The sequence below is a fragment of the Sphingopyxis sp. YF1 genome (genome assembly GCF_022701295.1).
Taxonomy (GTDB): domain Bacteria; phylum Pseudomonadota; class Alphaproteobacteria; order Sphingomonadales; family Sphingomonadaceae; genus Sphingopyxis.
In genome coordinates, this window is record NZ_CP033204.1 from 3,808,956 (window position 1) to 3,826,443 (window position 17,488).

At 69.3% G+C, this 17,488-nt stretch carries 18 protein-coding genes; 6 read left to right on the forward strand and 12 right to left on the reverse strand.

Features of this window, described 5'->3' with window-relative positions:
- The first annotated feature begins 79 nt into the window (after positions 1-79).
- From EAO27_RS18400 to EAO27_RS18410, 3 genes are read left to right on the forward strand one after another with little or no spacing between them, the layout of a single operon-like run.
- Positions 80-922, forward strand: coding sequence for a mitofilin family membrane protein (locus tag EAO27_RS18400; protein WP_242773138.1), 843 nt, complete (start codon positions 80-82; stop codon positions 920-922).
- A gap of 47 nt (positions 923-969) precedes the next feature.
- Positions 970-2,172 carry an acyl-CoA dehydrogenase gene (locus EAO27_RS18405; RefSeq protein WP_242773140.1) on the forward strand — a complete coding sequence of 401 codons (1,203 nt, stop codon included), beginning with the start codon at positions 970-972 and terminating at the stop codon, positions 2,170-2,172.
- Complete coding sequence (locus EAO27_RS18410) at positions 2,165-3,292, forward strand: CaiB/BaiF CoA-transferase family protein (RefSeq protein WP_242773143.1); 1,128 nt, start codon at positions 2,165-2,167, stop codon at positions 3,290-3,292. The genes EAO27_RS18405 and EAO27_RS18410 overlap by 8 nt, the downstream gene beginning before the upstream one ends.
- Before the next feature lie 8 nt (positions 3,293-3,300).
- Here EAO27_RS18410 and EAO27_RS18415 read toward each other — a convergent pair whose 3' ends face one another.
- Both EAO27_RS18415 and EAO27_RS18420 read right to left on the reverse strand, forming a co-directional pair.
- A complete protein-coding gene (locus tag EAO27_RS18415; RefSeq protein ID WP_242773146.1) occupies positions 3,301-3,726 on the reverse strand; it encodes a hypothetical protein in 426 nt (141 codons plus the stop codon).
- An 86-nt stretch (positions 3,727-3,812) separates the two neighbouring features.
- Entirely contained in the window at positions 3,813-6,188 is a 2,376-nt protein-coding gene (locus EAO27_RS18420) for a TonB-dependent receptor (protein WP_242773149.1), read from the reverse strand.
- 232 nt (positions 6,189-6,420) lie between these two features.
- On the opposite strand from EAO27_RS18420, the gene EAO27_RS18425 reads away from it, so the two are divergent.
- Positions 6,421-7,056: a TetR/AcrR family transcriptional regulator gene (locus EAO27_RS18425; protein ID WP_242773153.1), complete on the forward strand. Its 636-nt coding sequence runs from the start codon at positions 6,421-6,423 to the stop codon at positions 7,054-7,056.
- A gap of 42 nt (positions 7,057-7,098) precedes the next feature.
- Here EAO27_RS18425 and metW read toward each other — a convergent pair whose 3' ends face one another.
- Both metW and EAO27_RS18435 read right to left on the reverse strand, forming a co-directional pair.
- Positions 7,099-7,686 carry a methionine biosynthesis protein MetW gene (metW, locus tag EAO27_RS18430; RefSeq protein ID WP_242773161.1) on the reverse strand — a complete coding sequence of 196 codons (588 nt, stop codon included), beginning with the start codon at positions 7,684-7,686 and terminating at the stop codon, positions 7,099-7,101.
- Positions 7,686-8,807 (reverse strand): homoserine O-acetyltransferase, encoded by a 1,122-nt coding sequence (locus tag EAO27_RS18435; RefSeq protein WP_242773163.1) that lies wholly within the window; start codon positions 8,805-8,807, stop codon positions 7,686-7,688. Before EAO27_RS18435 ends, metW begins: the two co-directional genes overlap by 1 nt.
- Before the next feature lie 78 nt (positions 8,808-8,885).
- Between EAO27_RS18435 and hisC the strand changes: the two genes are divergently transcribed.
- Complete coding sequence (gene hisC / locus EAO27_RS18440) at positions 8,886-10,001, forward strand: histidinol-phosphate transaminase (protein ID WP_242773165.1); 1,116 nt, start codon at positions 8,886-8,888, stop codon at positions 9,999-10,001.
- Entirely contained in the window at positions 10,001-10,903 is a 903-nt protein-coding gene (locus EAO27_RS18445; protein WP_242773174.1) for a prephenate/arogenate dehydrogenase family protein, read from the forward strand. The genes hisC and EAO27_RS18445 overlap by 1 nt, the downstream gene beginning before the upstream one ends.
- A gap of 26 nt (positions 10,904-10,929) precedes the next feature.
- On the opposite strand, the gene cobU is transcribed toward EAO27_RS18445, so the two are convergent.
- The 8 genes from cobU to EAO27_RS18485 are packed head-to-tail and all read right to left on the reverse strand — an operon-like array spanning position 10,930 to position 17,488.
- A complete protein-coding gene (cobU, locus tag EAO27_RS18450) occupies positions 10,930-11,442 on the reverse strand; it encodes a bifunctional adenosylcobinamide kinase/adenosylcobinamide-phosphate guanylyltransferase (RefSeq protein WP_242773177.1) in 513 nt (170 codons plus the stop codon).
- Entirely contained in the window at positions 11,439-12,896 is a 1,458-nt protein-coding gene (locus tag EAO27_RS18455) for a cobyric acid synthase (RefSeq protein WP_242773180.1), read from the reverse strand. Before EAO27_RS18455 ends, cobU begins: the two co-directional genes overlap by 4 nt.
- On the reverse strand, positions 12,884-13,822 hold the full coding sequence (gene cbiB / locus EAO27_RS18460) for an adenosylcobinamide-phosphate synthase CbiB (RefSeq protein WP_242773190.1): 939 nt from the start codon (positions 13,820-13,822) through the stop codon (positions 12,884-12,886). Before cbiB ends, EAO27_RS18455 begins: the two co-directional genes overlap by 13 nt.
- The gene (locus EAO27_RS18465; protein WP_242773200.1) at positions 13,815-14,789 is read right to left on the reverse strand and encodes an aminotransferase class I/II-fold pyridoxal phosphate-dependent enzyme; all 975 of its coding nucleotides are present in this window, start codon (positions 14,787-14,789) and stop codon (positions 13,815-13,817) included. Before EAO27_RS18465 ends, cbiB begins: the two co-directional genes overlap by 8 nt.
- Positions 14,786-15,505, reverse strand: a complete 720-nt coding sequence (locus EAO27_RS18470) for an adenosylcobinamide-GDP ribazoletransferase (protein ID WP_242773202.1) — start codon at positions 15,503-15,505, stop codon at positions 14,786-14,788. The genes EAO27_RS18465 and EAO27_RS18470 overlap by 4 nt, the downstream gene beginning before the upstream one ends.
- Positions 15,502-16,071 (reverse strand): histidine phosphatase family protein, encoded by a 570-nt coding sequence (locus tag EAO27_RS18475; protein WP_242773204.1) that lies wholly within the window; start codon positions 16,069-16,071, stop codon positions 15,502-15,504. The genes EAO27_RS18470 and EAO27_RS18475 overlap by 4 nt, the downstream gene beginning before the upstream one ends.
- On the reverse strand, positions 16,068-17,084 hold the full coding sequence (gene cobT / locus EAO27_RS18480; protein WP_242773206.1) for a nicotinate-nucleotide--dimethylbenzimidazole phosphoribosyltransferase: 1,017 nt from the start codon (positions 17,082-17,084) through the stop codon (positions 16,068-16,070). The genes EAO27_RS18475 and cobT overlap by 4 nt, the downstream gene beginning before the upstream one ends.
- Positions 17,081-17,488, reverse strand: a complete 408-nt coding sequence (locus EAO27_RS18485) for a DUF1636 domain-containing protein (RefSeq protein ID WP_242773215.1) — start codon at positions 17,486-17,488, stop codon at positions 17,081-17,083. The genes cobT and EAO27_RS18485 overlap by 4 nt, the downstream gene beginning before the upstream one ends.

Genomic DNA, 17,488 nt, shown 5'->3' on the forward strand with positions numbered 1-17,488 from the left:
GTTTATGGCAATCGAAAGCAGCGAGAACCCCGTCCTGACGGGCGAGGAAAGGTCGAGCAAAGGGCCATCTTTCCGTAGCTTGGCGATTGCCGGGCTGATCTTGCTGGTGATCGGAATCGTCGGGGGCGGCTGGGCGATGAACCGGTGGCTGGAAACCGGCGGCAACGTCACCCAGACCCGCGTGATCGATACCGTGACCCCCGGCGGCACGCTCGCGGTGGCCGGGTCGGGCGAAGCGCCGGCGCCGGTGAGCACGACCCCGCCGCCGCTCGCGGTGATCGCGCCCGAAGGTGCCGATGCGCTCGCCGCACGGGTTGCCGAGCTCGAACAGCGCCTGTCGCGGATCACGCTCGAAGCGGCGTCGGCGTCGGGCAATGCCTCGCGCGCCGAAGGACTGCTCGTCGCTTTTGCGGTGCGCCGCGCGCTCGATCGCGGCCTGTCGCTCGGCTATCTCGAGGCGCAGCTGCGGCTGCGCTTCGGCGACGACCAGCCCAATGCGGTCAAGACGATCATCGACACCTCGCGCGAGCCGGTGACGCTCGAACAATTGCGCGCCGAACTCGACGCGGCCGCCCCCGAACTGGTGGGACGACAGGGCGACGGTGGCAGCCTGTGGACCGGGCTGCGCCGCGAACTGGGCGAATTGTTCGTGGTGCGCGCCGCGGGCACGCAGTCGCCGCGTGCGACCGAACGCCTCGACCGCGCGCGGCGGTACCTCGCCGCGGGCATGGCCGACAAGGCGATCGAGGAGGTACAGGCGATGCCCGGTGCGGCCGCGGCGAACGACTGGCTGATCGATGCGCGCCGCTACAACGAGGCACGCCGGGCGCTTGACCTGATCGAGACCGCAGCGATATTGGAGCCGCGTGACAGCGCCGCTGCCGCGATGGCCGGAAAAGCCCCGGCCGCGACCACCCCCTAGCGCGCGTTCCGGTCCGGGGCGCTCGCGTCAAGAGAAAGCCCCGTTCCATGGCCCTCGCCGATCCGCAGCGCGTCGTCGCGCTCGACCCGCTCGACCCCCTGATGCTCGACGCCCAGCTCAGCGAGGAGGAGCGGATGATCCAGGGCGCCGCGCGCGCCTATGCGGAAGGCGAATTGCTGCCGCGCGTGACCTCGGCCTTCCTCGAAGAGCGGTTCGACCGCGAGATCATGTCGGAGATGGGGGCGCTCGGGCTGCTCGGTGCGACGATCGACCCCGAATATGGCGGCGCGGGCCTGAGCTATGTCAGCTACGGGCTGATCGCGCGCGAGGTCGAACGGATCGATTCGGGGTACCGGTCGGCCTGTTCGGTGCAGAGCAGCCTCGTGATCCACCCGATCAACGCCTATGGCAGCGAGGAACAGAAGCGCAAATATCTGCCCGGGCTGACGTCGGGCGAACTCGTCGGCTGTTTCGGGCTGACCGAACCCGACGCGGGCAGCGACCCCGGCGGCATGCGCACCCGCGCCGAAAAGATCGCGGGCGGCTACCGCCTCAAGGGCGCGAAGATGTGGATCACCAATTCGCCGATCGCCGACGTCTTCGTCGTGTGGGCGAAGTCGGAAGCGCATGACGGCGCGATCCGCGGCTTCATCCTCGAAAAGGGCATGAAGGGTCTGTCGGCGCCGAAGATCGAGGGCAAGGTGTCCTTGCGCGCCTCGATCACCGGCGAGATCGTGATGGACGGGGTCGAGGTCGGCGAGGATGCGCTGTTGCCGCACGTCTCGGGGCTCAAGGGGCCCTTCGGCTGCCTCAACCGTGCGCGCTACGGCATCGGCTGGGGCGCGATGGGCGCGGCCGAATTCTGCTACGAGGCGGCGCGCAATTACACGCTCGAGCGCAAGCAGTTCGGACGTCCGCTCGCGGCGAACCAGATCGTGCAATTGAAGCTCGCCAACATGCTCACCGAAATCGCGCTGGGGCTGCAGACCGCGCTGCGCGTCGGCCGGCTGATCGACGAGGGCCATGTCGCGCCCGACATGATCAGCCTGCTCAAGCGCAACAATTGCGGCAAGGCGCTCGACATCGCGCGGGTGGCGCGCGACATGCACGGCGGCAACGGCATTTCGGCCGACTATCATGTCATCCGCCACGCGGTGAACCTCGAGACGGTGAACACCTATGAGGGCACGCACGACGTCCATGCGCTGATCCTCGGCCGTGCGATCACCGGCATTTCGGCCTTTGCCTGACCCGAAGCCGCTGGCGGGCATCCGCGTCGTCGAACTGGCGCGGGTGCTTGCGGGTCCCTGGTGCGGACAATTGCTCGCCGATCTTGGCGCCGAGGTTGTCAAGGTCGAGCGTCCGGGCGCCGGCGACGACACGCGACTGTGGGGGCCGCCCTTCATCGAGGGCGCCGACGGCGAAAATCTGGGCGCGGCCTATTATCACAGCACCAACCGCGGCAAGTCGGGGGTGGCGATCGACATTGCGACCGCCGCGGGACAGGCCGAGGTGCGCGCGCTGATCGCCGGGGCCGATGTGGTGATCGAGAATTACAAGCTTGGCGGGCTCGCCAAATACGGGCTCGACCCCGCGACGTTGCGTGCCGATTTCCCGACGCTGATCGTCTGCTCGATCACGGGGTTCGGGCAGACCGGCCCCTATGCGCACCGCGCGGGCTATGATTTCATCATCCAGGCGATGGGCGGCGCGATGTCGCTGACCGGCGAGCCCGACGGTGCGCCGCAAAAGGCGGGCGTCGCCTACGCCGATATCTTCACGGGGATGTATTCGGCGGTCGCGATCCTCGCCGCGTTGCGACGCCGTGACGTCACCGGCGCCGGCGCGCATATCGACATGGCGCTGCTCGATTGCCAGGTCGGGGTGCTCGCCAACCAGGCCGCCAATTATCTGGCGAGCGGGGTGTCGCCGAAGCGCATGGGCAATGGCCATGCCAATGTCGTCCCCTATCAGGCCTTTGCGACCGCCGACGGCCAGCTGGTGATCGCGGTCGGCAACGACGGGCAGTTCAGGAAGCTGTGCGCGGTGCTCGGCGAGGCCGGCTGGGCCGACGAAGCCCGCTTTGCGACCAATGCGGCGCGGCTCGCGAACCGCACCGAGCTGATCCCGCTGCTCGCGGCGAAGATCGCGGGCTGGGACGCGCAGACCTTGTCGCTCGCGCTCGAGGCCGAGGATGTTCCCGCGGGGCCGATCAACGACCTCGCCGGGGTATTCGCCGACCCGCAGGTGATCGCGCGCGGCCTGCGCTTCCGCCCCGAGGGCGCGTTCGTCGATGGCGTGGCGAGCCCGATCGTGATCGATGGCGAACGCATGGTCGCGCGGGGCGGTGCGCCGGTGCTGGGCGGGTGAAGAGCCGGTCAGCCGGACTGTGCTTCGCGAAACGCCTTCAATATTCTCGCCTGTTCGCCCTGCGGCGCGATGTGGATGAGTATAAGCTGTTCAAGCACGATGTCGGGATGTGAGGCGGCGTAGCCGGCGAACCAGAGAACCTCGGAAAGTGGTTCCTTGTCGTGCCAAGTGGTCATGACGAAAGGGGCGTCGGGACTGTTACCGTAGTCGAACTGTTCGAGACTGGCCCAATCCACGCTGTCGTCCCAGAGGGTACATTCGTGCCCCCATGCCATCATGTATCGGCATCCGCTTTCCACGAGCCATGTGCTGGTCAGGTCACGCCATTCGGGGGTTACCGGCATCTCGATGATCACCACGGCCTTGAATGGGTGCGCGGGGAGTAGGGGCAATTCCCCGCCAGCGGACAGATGGATATATCGAGGATCGCTCATGACCTGACCCTATCAGGGTGACCACACAAAGAAAAAGGGGCGCTGTCGCCAGCGCCCCTCTCCCCCCTTTTTCGATAAATTCCCGGTCAGAACTTCACCGTCCCCGTGACGAACACCTGCCGCGGGTTGCCGTAGAAGACCGTCGCGACGCCTTCGCGGCCGAGCGACGGGGTCGGCAGGCCGCTGGCGTTGGTGACGGGCAGGCCGGTCGCCGGGTTGACGACGAGGAACTGGTAGCCCGAGGTCTTGTAGCGCTTGTCGAGGATGTTCTTGCCGTGGACGCCGATCGAATAGCGGTCGCCGCCGAAGCTGTAGACGAGGCTGGCGTCCCACAAAGCATAGCCCTTCTGGTCGAGATAGGGGCTGGGATATTCGAACTGCTGCGTCTTGCTGCGATACGAGAGGGTGGTCGAGAAGTTGACGTCGCCGTCGCCGACCGGAACCAGCGCGCCGAGCGTGCCCGAAGCGGTCCAGCTCGGCGTGTTCTGGATGTCGGTGATGTCCGAGACGTCGGTGCCGAGGTTGCCGATGAACTCGTCGTACTGCGCGTCGATATAGCCGAGCGTGCCCTGGAAGCTCATCCGCGATCCGGCGCCGGCGAAATCGTGCGCAAAGCGCGCCGAGGTTTCGAGTTCCAGCCCCTTGAAGGTTGCCGAGGCGGCGTTGGTGGTGACGCCCGAGAAGCCTTCGAAGATGCCGTCGTTGTTCGCGTCGATGCCGACCGAACCCGGAATCTGGACATTCTTGTAATCGGCGTAGAAGCCGGTCAGCGCGAAGTTGATGTTGCCGTCGGCGGTCGCGCCCTTGATCCCGGCTTCGTAGCTGTCGACCGTTTCGGGCTCGAACAGGAAGAAGTTGTATATCTCGTCATAGGCGAAGACGCCGTCGTTGTTGACGTCGATCGCGCGGACGTTGGCGCTGCCGCGCGGGTCGAAGCCGCCGCCCTTGAAGCCCTTCGAATAGGATGCGTAGATCATCAGGTCGTCGTGGACGTCATAGGAGATCGACGCGCGCGGGGTGAATTTCTTGAAGCGCGCCTTGCCGTTGAAATTGGTGATCGGCGCGCCGAGTGCCACCCCGGTGCCGCCGAATTCGGGGTCGGCACCGAACAGGCGGTTCTGCTTGAAGACGAAGCTGTCGCGCCGATCGACGGTGTAGCGGCCGCCGGCCGAGATGTGCAGCCGGTCGGTGACGTCGAAGGTGAAGTCGCCGAACACCGACCAGGTGTCGGTGCGCACGTCGCCGATCGTCTGCTGCGCGAAGCCGGGCAGGCTGAGCAGCGTACCCGTGGTCGCGAGCAGCACGTCGAACTTGGTGTAGGCCTTGGCGTCGAGATAATAGAAGCCGACGAGCCCGTGCAGCCGGTCGCTGTCGTAGAGGAGCTGGAATTCCTGGCTCAGCTGTTCGTTGCGATAGACGGCGGGAACGTCGACGTCGACGCTCGCGAGGCTGTCGAAATCGATCGGGGTGTAGCTGGTGTCCTTGCGCCACGAGCTGATCGAGCGCAGCGTCAGATTGTCGCTGAGTTCGGCCGAAACATTCATCGCGAGGCCCCAGGCCTTGATGTCCTGCTTCGGATCGTTGAGCCCGGCGCGGGTGTCGTAGACGTCGTCGAGGACGGGGGCGCCCGAGAGCAGGCCGGGGATCAGGCGGTGGCCGTTGCGCGGATCCGACTTGTCGCGGGTATAGTCGCCCGAGATGCGGATCAGCACCGGCGCGCCATAGCCGCCGAATTCGAGCGTGCCGCGGCCCGCCCACACATCCTTGTTGTAATTCTCGACCCCGGGCACGGTCAGGTTGTCGCCGAAGCCGCCGCGCGACAGGCGTGCGACCGAACCGCCGATGCGGAGCATGTCGGTGACGGGGGCGCTGACCGTCAGCACGCCCTCGGCCTGGTCGTAGGTGCCATAGGTGGCGCGCGCCTTCAGGCTGAAGTCCTGCGGCAGCATCTTGGTGACATATTTGACCGCGCCGCCGATCGTGTTGCGGCCGTAGAGCGTGCCCTGCGGCCCGCGGAGCACCTCGATCCGTTCGACGTCATAGATGTCGAGCACCGCGGCCTGCGGCCGGTTGAGATAGACGTCGTCGAGGTAGATGCCGACGCCCGCCTCGAAGCCCGGGACCGGATCCTGCTGGCCGACGCCGCGGATGAAGGCGCTGAGCGTCGAATTGGTTCCGCGCGAGGTTTCGAGCGTGGTGTTCGGGGTGATGTTGCCGACGTCGGTGAGGTCGAGCGCGCCGCGCGCCTCGAGCGCGTCACCCGAGATCGCGCTCACCGCGATCGGCACGTCGAGCAGGCGTTCGTCGCGGCGCCGTGCGGTGACGATGATTTCCTCGCTGCCTTCATCGGCGCTCGCAGCGGGATCGCTGTCCTGTGCGAAGGCGGACGGGGCGAAGGCGAGCAGGCTCAGCGTGGTGGTGGCACAGACGGCACGGCGCAGGCGGCGGGCGAAAGGACGCATGATCATCTCCCATGTCGCGGGCGACCCCTCGCCGCCCCGTTATGAAATTCTTGGGCCCGGTCTTGCCAAGCCGCGCGCCGGTCAATAATGAAAGGTGAACCAAGTTTCAACTTGGAATATGAAACTGCTGTCTTTTGGTCGGCAGTGATGCGAAAAAGCCACGCTGGCCGCGGCGCGGTGCCCGTTTCGAGGGGTGCGTGCGGCGCCCGAAGCGGGGAGGACGGGAAGGCAGATGATGGACCAGCCGCGCGTTGCGATGCCCGATGCCGAGGCGGGCAATCCCGACAAGGTGCCGCGTACCGAGCGCGGGCGCCGGACGCTGCGTAAATTGCTCGACGCGGCGGCGGTCGAGTTCGGCGAGCGCGGCTTTCACGATGCCTCGATCAGCGGCATCACACGCCGCGCGGGGACCGCGCTCGGCAGCTTCTACACCTATTTCGATTCGAAGGATGCGATCTTCCGCGGGCTCGTCGCCGACATGTCGAACCGCGTGCGCGACCATGTCGCGCCGGCGATGGAAGGTGCGACCGGCGCGATCGACGCCGAGGGGAGGGCCCTTGCGGCCTTTCTTCAGTTCGCGCGCGCGCATCAGGAAATCTACCGGATCGTCGACGAGGCCGAATTCGTCGATCCCGACAGTTTCCGTGCCCATTATGCGACCACCGCCGAGCGCATCGCGGCGCGATTGCAGGCGGGCGGCGCCGGCGGCGAGTTGCGCGACGGCCTGGGCGAGGTCGAGGCGTGGGCGATCATGGGAATGAACGTGTTTCTGGGGCTGCGCTTCGGCGTGTGGGATACCGAGGACGATGTCGCCGCTGTTGCGGCGCGCGCCAATGCGCTGATCGCCGACGGAATCCGGAAGCGCTGACGATCCCCCGTCCCGTTGACGCGCGACGGGGGAGGGCTGCGGCTATGCCCGCCGGATCAGGAAGATCGCATGTTCGGCGCGCCAGCTGGCGGCGGCGTCGCTGGTCGGCTTGTCGCCCGACAGATACCAGGCTCCCTCGACTCCGATGCCCTTGTCGCGCAGCAGGTCGCGGAAATCGCTGACGGCGACGTGGTGGATGTTCGGGGTCTCGTACCAGGCGACGGGCAGTAGGCGCGTCACCGGCATGCGCCCGCCCCACAGCAGGGCAAGCCGCACCCGCCAGTGGGCGAAATTGGGGAAGCTGACGAAGGCGCGCGGCGCGATGCGCAGCAGTTCGTCGACCACCAGGTCGGGGCGCTCGGTGGTCTGGAGCGTCTGCGACAGGATCGCATAGTCGAAGGCATCGTCGGGATAGTCGGCGAGGTCGTGGTTCGCGTCGCCCTGCACCACCGACTGGCCGCGCGCGATCGCCGCGGTGACGTTGGCGGGATCGATTTCGAGCCCGCGCGCATCGACGCCGCGCGCCTGCAACGCCTCGATCAGTTCGCCATCGCCGCAGCCGACGTCGAGGATGCGCGCACCCGGTGGCACCGCGCCGGCGATGATCGCGAGGTCGGGACGCAGCGCCATCAAAAGCCTCCGCCGAGCGCGCCCGCGACGATGCGGTCGAGCGCGGGCACGTCGAGAAGGAAGCTGTCGTGGCCGAAGGGCGCCGAAAGCTCGACGAAGCTCGCGGCGGCGCCGACGCTTTGCAGCGCCTGGACGATGCGGCGCGATTCGGCGGTCGGATAGAGCCAGTCGGTGTCGAAACTGACGAGCGTGAAGCGCACGTCCCTGGCGTCCGCGAACGCGCCCGCGAGGCGGCCGTCGTGCGGCTCGGCGAGATCGAAATAGTCCATCGCGCGGGTGATGTAGAGATAGGCGTTGGCATCGAACCGATCGGTGAAGGCCAGCCCCTGATGCCGCAGATAAGATTCGATCTGGAAATCTGCGTCGAACCCGAAGCTCTTGATGTCGCGCGCCTGCAGGCGGCGGCCGAATTTCTCGGTCAGCCCTTCTTCGGACAGATAGGTGATGTGCGCCGCCATGCGCGCGACCGCGAGTCCTTTCGTGGGCGCGCGCGCGCTGCCGTAATATTGGCCGTCCTGCCAGTCGGGATCGGCCATGATCGCCTGTCGGCCGACCTCGTGAAAGGCGATGTTCTGCGCCGAATGGCGCGCTGCGCTGGCGATCACGACGGCCGACTTGAGGCGTTCGGGATAGTGCGCGGCCCAGGCGAGCGTCTGCATCCCGCCCATCGAGCCGCCGACCACCGCGTGCAGCCGGTCGATGCCGAGATGGTCGAGCAGCATCGCCTGCGCGCGCACCATGTCGGCGATGGTGATCACCGGGAAGGCCATGCCGAGCGGGACGCCGCTCGCCGGATCGGGAGTCGCGGGGCCGCTCGACCCCATGCAGCTGCCGAGCACATTGGCGCAGATGATGTGGAACCGGTCGGTGTCGATCGGCTTGCCGGGGCCGACCATGCGCGCCCACCAGCCGGGCTTGCCCGTCCCCGGATGGTCGCTCGCGACATATTGGTCGCCGGTGAGCGCGTGGCAGATCAGCACCGCGTTCGACCGGTCGGCGTTGAGCGCGCCATAGCTTTGCCAGGCGATCGTCACCGACGGCAGCACCTGTCCGCTGTCGAGCGGCAGCGGTTTCGCGATCGTCACGCCCTGGTGCTGAATCTGGTGGAGCAGGCTCGCCATGATCGCGCGGGGCTAAGCGCGCGGGCGGGGGCTGTCAACGTGCTGGACTCGGGCCGCGCAGCCGCTAAACGGCGCGGCATGACCGACGCGACCCCGACCCTCACCCCGAAGCCGTGGATCAGCGGCATCGCTCCCTATGTTCCCGGCAAGTCGGCAGGCGCCGATGGCCGACCGCTGATCAAACTGAGCGCAAACGAAAATCCGCTCGGCACGGGCGAAAAGGCGCGGGCGGCCTTTGCCGCGGCGCAGGGCGCCCCCGACGCCCTGTCGCGCTACCCCGATCCGGGTGCCAACGAGCTGCGCGAGACGATCGCCGCGAAGTTCGGGCTCGATCCCGCGCGGGTGATCTGCGGCAACGGGTCGGACGAACTGCTCCACCTTGCAGCGGGCGCCTATGCCGGGGCGGGGGACGAGATTCTCTATGTGCGCTATGGCTTCGCGGTGTACGAGATCGCGGCGCGCCGCGTCGGCGCGGTGCCGGTTGAGGCTGACGACAAGGATTATGCGACCGACGTCGATGCCTTGCTCGCGGCGGTGACCGAGCGGACGCGCGTCGTCTATCTCGCCAATCCGAACAATCCGACCGGCACGCTCGCAACGCGCGCGGAGGTCCAGCGGCTCTACGCCGGGCTGCCGAAGAATGTGCTGTTCGTGATCGATCAGGCCTATAGCGAATATCTGTCGGCGGCCGAGGATGACGGCGGGCTCGAGCTCGCCAAGACCGAGCCCAATGTTTTCGTCACGCGCACCTTTTCGAAGATCCACGGCCTTGCCGCCGAGCGCATCGGCTGGGGCTATGCCAGCGCCGAGGTGATTTCGGCGCTGCACCGCATCCGCCTGCCGTTCAACGTCACCCGCGCCGGACAGGCGGCGGCGGTCGCGGCGCTCGGCGACGAGGCATTCGTCGCAAGCAGCCGCGAGCATAATGCCAGGTGGCGCGCCTGGCTGACGGGCGAAATCGAAAGCCTCGGCAACCATGGCCTGCGCGTCGTGCCGTCGGCGTGCAATTTCCTGCTCGTGCTGTTCGAGGGCGCGGTGAGTGCCGAGACGGTCTACAACCGGCTGATGGATGCAGGCTATATCGTGCGCTGGCTGCCGGGGCAGGGGCTGCCGGGCGCGCTGCGCATGACGATCGGCACCGAAGACGAGACGCGCGGGCTCGCCGCGGCGATCCGCGCCGCGGTCGAAGGCTGATGGCAATAGAAAAGGTTGCCGTTGTCGGGCTGGGGCTGATCGGCTCGTCGCTCGCACGTGCGATTGCCGAGCGCATGCCCCTGGTGACGGTGACCGGGCATGACGCCAGCGCCGCGGTACGCGACGAGGCGCGCGCGCTGGGGCTGTGCGATGCCATCGTCGACGATGCGGTCGAAGCCGTCGCCGGGGCCGATCTGGTGATCCTCGCGGTGCCGGTCGGGCGCATGGCCGACGCGGCGCGCGCCATGGCGCCGGGGCTCAAGGCCGACGCGATCATTTCGGACGTCGGTTCGTCGAAGACCAGCGTCGCCGAGGCGCTGGCGAAGGCGCTCCCCGATCATGCCGTCATTCCGGCGCACCCGGTCGCCGGGACCGAGAACAGCGGGCCGGCGGCCGGTTTTGCGAGCCTGTTCGAAGGGCGCTGGTGCATCGTCACCCCCGGCGCGGGGGCGTCCGAAGACGCGGTCGCCGCGCTGTCCGCCTTTTGGGAGGCGCTCGGCGCGCGGGTCGACGTCATGGACGCCGCGCATCACGACATGGTGCTCGCGGTGACGAGCCATTTGCCGCACCTGATCGCCTATACGATCGTCGGCACCGCGAGCGAACTTGAGGAAGTGACCGAGAGCGAGGTTATCAAATATTCGGCGGGCGGTTTCCGCGACTTCACGCGTATCGCCGCGAGCGACCCGGTGATGTGGCGCGACGTGTTTCTCGCCAACAAGGATGCGGTGCTCGCGACCTTGCAGCGTTTCAATGAGGATCTGACCGTGCTCCAGCAGGCGATCCGCCGTGGCGACGGCGCCAAGCTCGAGGACTGGTTCACGCGCACGCGCACGATCCGTCGCTCGATCATCGAGCAGGGACAGGACGATGCCGCGCCCGATTTCGGCCGCAAGCACTAAGAGCGCGGAGCGGCCAGCGCAGCCCGTCATTTGAGGCGCAGCGGCAACCCTGCGGCGACCAGAACGACCTCGTCCGCTATCGCCGCGACCGTCTGATTCACGCGCCCGGCGTCGTCGCGGAAGCGGCGCGCGAGCGCATTGTCGGGGACGATCCCGTAACCCACCTCGTTCGCGACGAGGATGAGCCGGCCCCGGATGCTTGCCATTGCATTGCGCAGGGCATCGGTCGCGGCGCCGATATCGGCCCCGGCGAGCAGCAGGTTCGATACCCACAGCGTCAGGCAGTCGACGAGGATGACCGCATCGTCCGCGTCGTGCGCGGCGAGCATGGCGGCGAGGTCGCGCGGCGCCTCGACGGTCGACCAGCGCGCGTCGCGGTCGGCGCGGTGGCGCGCGATGCGATCGCGCATCTCGTCGTCATAGGCCTCGGCGGTCGCGACGAAGATATGGCGTCCGGCGAGCGCTTCGGCGCGGTGCTGCGCAAGGCGGCTCTTGCCCGAACGCGCGCCGCCGAGGACGAACAGGCGGCGCGATGTCACGCGCCGCCCCGCGCGATGCGCAGCAGGCCGTCGAGGTCGACGTGCGCGGCAAGTTCGGCGGCGATCGCGTCGAGCGCATCGTCGACGTCGGCGGCATAGTCGCGCCCGCTCCCCTCGACCCCGATGCGGGCGAGCAGCGCGCGGCGCAGGCCGGGCGAGGCGAAGAGGCCGTGGAGATAGGAGCCAATCACCGTGCCGCTGCGATCGACCGCGCCGTCGGTGCCGCCGTCCTCGAGCAGGGCGAAGGGCCGCGCAGTGTCGGGCCCCCGGGTTTCGCCCATATGCATTTCATAGCCCTCGACCGGCGTATCCAGCGCGGTGCCGCGCGCGGGGCGCAGCGTCTTGGCCGGCGATAATAGGGTGTCGACGTCGAGCAGCCCGAGCCCCGTTGCTTCGGACGCCGGTCCCTCGATCGCATGCGGGTCGGCGATGCGGCGGCCGAGCATCTGATAGCCCCCGCACAGCCCGACGATCAGTCCGCCGCGCCGGTGGTGCGCCATGATGTCGATGTCCCAGCCCTCGGTGCGCAGCGCCGCGAGGTCGGCGATCGTCGCTTTCGATCCCGGCAGGACGACGATCGCCGCCTCGGCAGGAATCGGGCGGCGCGGGGGGACCATGACGAGTTCGACCCCGGGTTCGAGCTTGAAGGGGTCGAGATCGTCGAAGTTCGAGATGCGCGGCAGGATCGGACAGGCAATCAGCTTGCGCCCCTCGCGCGCATCGGCGCGGCGTTCGAGGATCACCGCATCCTCGCTCGGCAGTCGCGCGGCGGCGGCGAGCCAGGGGACGACGCCGAAGCCGCGCCAGCCGCTGCGGTCTTCGATCGCGCGATAACCGTCCGCGAACAGCGCGAGGTCGCCGCGGAACTTGTTGATCAGGAAGCCGCGGATCATCGCGGCATCCGCGGCATCGATCACCGTCCTGGTCCCGACCACCGAGGCGATCACCCCGCCGCGGTCGATGTCGCCGACGAGAATCACCGGAAGGCCGGCGGCGCGCGCGAAGCCCATGTTGGCGATGTCGCCGGCGCGCAGGTTGATCTCGGCGGGCGACCCCGCGCCCTCCACGATGACGAGGTCGCACTGGCCGCGCAGCCGTTCATAGCTCTGCATCACCTCGGCGAGCAGCGGGCGGCGCGCCTCGCGGAAATTGGCGGCGCCGAGCGTGCCGCGCACGCGGCCATGGACGATGAGCTGCGAGGTACGGTCGGCCTGCGGCTTTAGCAGCACGGGGTTCATGTCGCTGTGCGGCGCGACGCGGCAGGCGAGCGCCTGCAGCGCCTGTGCGCGTCCGATCTCGCCGCCGTCCGACGTCACGGCGGCATTGTTCGACATATTCTGCGGCTTGAACGGCAGCACCGCCAGCCCGCGGTTGGCGAAGGCGCGGCACAGCCCTGCGACGAGCACCGACTTGCCGACGTCGGACCCGGTGCCCTGGAGCATCAGCGCGCCCATGCAAAACCTCCGGCGATGAGCCACAGCAGGGCGCAGGCGCCCAGATAGACGCGCAAGGCGCGGCGAATGTCGGGCGCCGCGGCGACTTCGCGTCCGTCGCCGATCCAGTCTTTGGCGTGCATGACGCCGTCATAGGCGATCGGTCCCGCGAGCCGAACCCCCAAAGCGCCTGCCATGGCTGCTTCGGGCCAGCCGGCGTTGGGTGAGGCATGCTTGCGCGCATCGCGTCGCATCGTGCGCCAGCCGCGTCCTCCGGCAAGGCAGAGCAGCATCCCCGACAGACGCGCGGGGACGAAATTTGCGAGGTCGTCGCTGCGCGCGGCCGCCCAGCCGAAAGCGCGCCAGCGTTCCTCGCGGTGCCCGATCAGGCTGTCGGCGGTGTTGATCGCCTTGTACGCCCAGACGCCGGGCAGCCCGAGCAGCAAGAGCCAGAAGAATGGCGCGACGACGCCGTCGCAGAAGCTTTCGGCGAGGCTCTCGATCGCGGTGCGCACGACGCCGCTTTCGTCGAGCGCGGCGGTGTCGCGGCCGACGATCGCGCTCACCGCGATGCGCGCGGCGGGCAGGTCGCCGCCTTCAAGCGCCGCGGCCACCGCGCCGACATGATCGAACAGGCTGCGCTGCGCGAGTGCGGGCCAGGCGAGCAGCGCGACGGCGATCCAGCCGTGCGGGCCGAGATGTGCGAGCAGCAGCGCTTCGAGACCCCAGGCCGCGCCGCCGACGACACCGATGAGCAGCAGCAGCGTCAGCGTGCCGAGGGCACGTCGCGTCGCGAATCGCGCTTCGGGGCGGTTCCAGCGCCGCTCGCAGCCCGCGATCAGGCGCGCGAAGAGACCGACCGGATGACCGATGCGGCGATAGAGCGCCTGCGGCCAGCCGAGCACGGCGTCGAGCGCCAGCGCGGCGAGAGCGACCGGCTCAGCCAAGCGCCGCCTCGAGCCGCGCCAGCGCGTCGGCGTCGGCGGGCAGGCCGAGGCGCAGCCAGTCGGGGCGTTCGGCGAAGGGGCGCGTCAGGATGCGCGCGTGCGCCAGCCGCTCGAACAATGCGCCGGCACCCTCCGTCTCGATCAGGCGGAACAGCGGGCAGGCGCCGGTGGCGGTGTAGCCGCGCCGCGCGAGCATCGCGTCGAGCGCCGCGGCGCGGCGCGGCAGGGCGGCCCGCGTCGCGGCGATCCAGCCCGTATCGCGATACGCCGCGGTGCCGATCGCCGCCGCTGCCGCCGAGACGGGCCAGGCGCCGAGCAGGTCGCGCAGCCCGGCGACGATGTCGCGCGGCGCGATTACGAAGCCGAGGCGTACCCCCGCGAGCCCGAAGAATTTTCCGAACGAACGAAAGACGATCAACCGCGCTCCGTCGCCGACAAGCGGGGCGACGCTCGCCGCCGGATCGCCGTCGGCAAAGGCTTCGTCGACGAGCAGCCAGCTCCCCGCGTCGCGCCGGTCCAGCAGCGCGGCGAGCATATCGGGGGTGAGGCACCGCCCGTCGGGGTTGTTCGGATTGGCGAGGATCAGCGTATCGCCATGCTGCATCATGTCGTCGGCGCCGACCGGCGTGCTGGCGGCGATCATCGCGCCATGAGTGCGATAGGCGGGGACGACATGGTGTGCCGCGCCGCCGATCAGGCGGCCGGTGAGGCGGAGTCCGATCTCGCTCCCCGGCACCGCGCAGACATAGGCGGGATCGATCCCGAAGCTGGTGGCGGCTGCGGTTTCCAACGCCGTGAGTGCGCCGGCTTCGGGCAATCGCTGCCAGTCGATCGCGAGACTGGCCACGCCCGGCCACGGATCGGGGTTGATCCCGGTCGACAGGTCGATCCAGTCGCGCGCGTCGCCGCCGAAATGCCGCTGCGCCGCCGCGAGCGCGCCGCCGTGCCAGGTCCAGTCGCCGTTCATGCGAGATGGAGCCAGACGAGCGCGGCGAGCAGCAGCGCGTTCTCGCTCACCTCGATCCCCGCCCCATGGCCGTCGCCCGAGATGCCGCCGATCGTGCGATGGAGCCACCAGCCCCAGAGAATCAGCACGAAGGGCGCGGCGAGCAGCGACCGCGACCAGATGGCGGCGGTACCGAGCGCCAGCGCCCAGACAAGGACATCGACGGGGCGTATCGCGCCGCGGAACTTCGACCCGAGCCCGGTGTGGAGATCGGGCAGCCAGCGCGACCAGAGCAAAGGGCCGATGCGCGCGGCGAAGGGGACGAGCGCGATCGCGGCCCAGGCGTGCGCGTCGAGCAGCGCGTGGAGCAGGACGAGCTTGGCGAGCAGTTGCAGCGCGATTGCGACGACCGCGAAGCTGCCGACGTGCGGGTCGGACATCGCGGCAAGCATGTGCGCCTTGTCCCTGTGCGCGGCGCCGCGCGCGTCGGCGATGTCGCCGAGCCCGTCGAGGTGCAGCGCCCCGGTTACCGCGACCCAGAACAGCAGCGCGAAGAAAGCGCCGGTCCACGGATCGAGCCGCGCTCCGGCCCAGCCTGCCGCCGCGACGAGTCCGCCGACGATCAGCCCGACCGCGGGGAACCAGCGCATCGAGGCCGCGAATTCGTCGCCCGAGACCGCGAAGCGCGGGGTCGGCAGCCGGGTCAGGAACTGGATCGCGACGATCAGGCTCTTCATGGCCGGATCGCCACCAGTTGCGCGTGCGGGCTTTCACCCGGCCAGACTTGCAGCGAGACGAGCACCGCATAGGGCAGGTCGAACGACCAGAGCTGGCGCTGGTCAAAACCGCAGAGGCGATGGAGCGCGGCGCGGATGGCGCCGCCGTGGGTGACGATCAGGGTCGGGCGCGGCGCGAGATCGGCGAGCGCCGCCGACACGCGTCCGACGAGCGCCGACCAGGGTTCGCCGCCCGGCGGCGGATGCGCGTCGGGGTCGCTCCAGAAGCGTCCGAGCGCTTCGGCGTCGATTGCCGATCCGGGGCGGCCGTCCCAGTCGCCGAAGTCGAGTTCGCGCCAGCGCGGATCGGACACGACCGGCAATCCGGCCGCCGCGCCGATCAGGGTTGCCGCGTCGCGCGCACGGCAGAGGTTCGAACTGATCAGCGTCTCGACCGCGAGGCCGGCGGCCTGCGCCGCGCAGGCGGCGATGCCGGCAGCGGTCGGCGCCATATCGGTGCGCCCGAGCAGCAGACCCGGCGTGGCGGGCGCGCCGTGGCGCAGAAAATGGAGCGCGAAACTCGTCACAGCGACCCCGACACCGCGGCTTCGGCAAAGGTCGCCATCTGGTTATGCGCGGCGAGCGCGGCGCGGATCACCCCCGCCGCGACCGCGCCGCCGCTGCCCTCGCCGAGCCGCATGTCGAGCATCAGCAGCGGGTCGAGCCCGAGCGCGGCGAGCAGCGCGGCGTGGCCGGGTTCGGCCGAACAATGGCCCGCGAGGCAATGACCGGTGATCGCAGGATTGTCGACGGCGAGCGGCGCGAGCGCGGCGCAGCCGATGAAGCCGTCGAGCAGCACCGGGACGCCGAGCCGGCGCGCGTGCAGCGCGGCGCCCGCCATCGCCGCAATCTCGCGCCCGCCGACGCGGCGCAGCGTTTCGAACGCCGAAGGCGCGGCATAGGCGTGGACGGCGAGCGCGCGTTCGACGACGGCGACCTTGCGCGCGACGCCCTGATCGTCGACCCCGGTGCCTGGCCCGACCCAGCGCGCCGCGTCGCCGCCGAAGCTGCGCGCGCACAGCGCCGCGGCGGCGGTCGAATTGCCGATCCCCATTTCGCCGAGCAGGATCAGGTCGAGATCGGGATCGACCGTCGCGGCGCCGGCGTTGAGTGCGTCGAGGCATTCGGCGTCGGACATCGCGGGGGCGGCGGTGAAGTCGGCGGTCGGGCGGTCGAGGTCGAGCGCGACGATGGTCAGTTCGAGCCCGGCAGCCGCCGCCAGCGCGTTGATCGCCGCGCCTCCGGCGCGGAAATTGGCGACCATCTGCGCGGTGACGCCGGGCGGAAAGGCGCTGACCCCGTGCGCGGTGACGCCATGATTGCCGGCGAAGATCGCGGCGCGGCCGCGATCTAGGCGCGGACGCTCGCGTCCCTGCCAGCCGGCGAAGAAGATCGCGACCTCTTCGAGCCGGCCGAGCGAACCGGCGGGTTTGGTGAGCTGCGCCTGCCGGACGCGCGCGGCTTCCTGGGCGCGGGTGTCGGGTGCGCGAAGGTCGGCGAGCGCGGCCTCGAAGGCGGCGATGGTCGGAAAGGCGGTCATTCGGCGACGAAACCCGGCGGCGGGGTGCGGGTGATGAAATGCCCCTTCACCCCTTCGGGCCAGAGGCCATAGGCGACGCGGCCATGCTCGCTGTCGGCATAATGGACGGCGTAATCGAGGATCGCGCGCGCCGCCTCCACATCGGGGACGAAGCGGCCGAGGACGTAGCCGACCTTGCCCGGCGCGCGCAGGTGGACGGTGCAATGGTCTGCGCAGGCAAAGAGGCACGGCATCGCCTGCACCGCGATCCCGGCGTAGCGTGGGTCGCCCGCCTTGATGCGTTCGAGCGCCTCGATCAGCCGCGCGCCGCCGGTGACGCCCGCACCATCGGTGCGCGCCATGCGGTCGTGTCGGCAGGTGCTGCACGCCACGACCGCGGGGCCGGGATCGACCGGGGTCAGCAT

What these genes read in the sequence shown, in the direction of transcription:
- EAO27_RS18470 (WP_242773202.1), bottom strand. Translation starts at nt 15,505, where the DNA reads ATGAAGAGCCTGATCGTCGCGATCCAGTTCCTGACCCGGCTGCCGACC.
- EAO27_RS18420 (WP_242773149.1), bottom strand. Translation starts at nt 6,188, where the DNA reads ATGCGTCCTTTCGCCCGCCGCCTGCGCCGTGCCGTCTGTGCCACCACC.
- EAO27_RS18445 (WP_242773174.1), top strand. Translation starts at nt 10,001, where the DNA reads ATGGCAATAGAAAAGGTTGCCGTTGTCGGGCTGGGGCTGATCGGCTCG.
- cobT (WP_242773206.1), bottom strand. Translation starts at nt 17,084, where the DNA reads ATGACCGCCTTTCCGACCATCGCCGCCTTCGAGGCCGCGCTCGCCGAC.
- hisC (WP_242773165.1), top strand. Translation starts at nt 8,886, where the DNA reads ATGACCGACGCGACCCCGACCCTCACCCCGAAGCCGTGGATCAGCGGC.
- metW (WP_242773161.1), bottom strand. Translation starts at nt 7,686, where the DNA reads ATGGCGCTGCGTCCCGACCTCGCGATCATCGCCGGCGCGGTGCCACCG.
- EAO27_RS18415 (WP_242773146.1), bottom strand. Translation starts at nt 3,726, where the DNA reads ATGAGCGATCCTCGATATATCCATCTGTCCGCTGGCGGGGAATTGCCC.
- EAO27_RS18485 (WP_242773215.1), bottom strand. Translation starts at nt 17,488, where the DNA reads ATGCTGACCCCGGTCGATCCCGGCCCCGCGGTCGTGGCGTGCAGCACC.
- EAO27_RS18465 (WP_242773200.1), bottom strand. Translation starts at nt 14,789, where the DNA reads ATGAACGGCGACTGGACCTGGCACGGCGGCGCGCTCGCGGCGGCGCAG.
- EAO27_RS18425 (WP_242773153.1), top strand. Translation starts at nt 6,421, where the DNA reads ATGATGGACCAGCCGCGCGTTGCGATGCCCGATGCCGAGGCGGGCAAT.
- EAO27_RS18405 (WP_242773140.1), top strand. Translation starts at nt 970, where the DNA reads ATGGCCCTCGCCGATCCGCAGCGCGTCGTCGCGCTCGACCCGCTCGAC.
- EAO27_RS18455 (WP_242773180.1), bottom strand. Translation starts at nt 12,896, where the DNA reads ATGGGCGCGCTGATGCTCCAGGGCACCGGGTCCGACGTCGGCAAGTCG.
- EAO27_RS18435 (WP_242773163.1), bottom strand. Translation starts at nt 8,807, where the DNA reads ATGGCGAGCCTGCTCCACCAGATTCAGCACCAGGGCGTGACGATCGCG.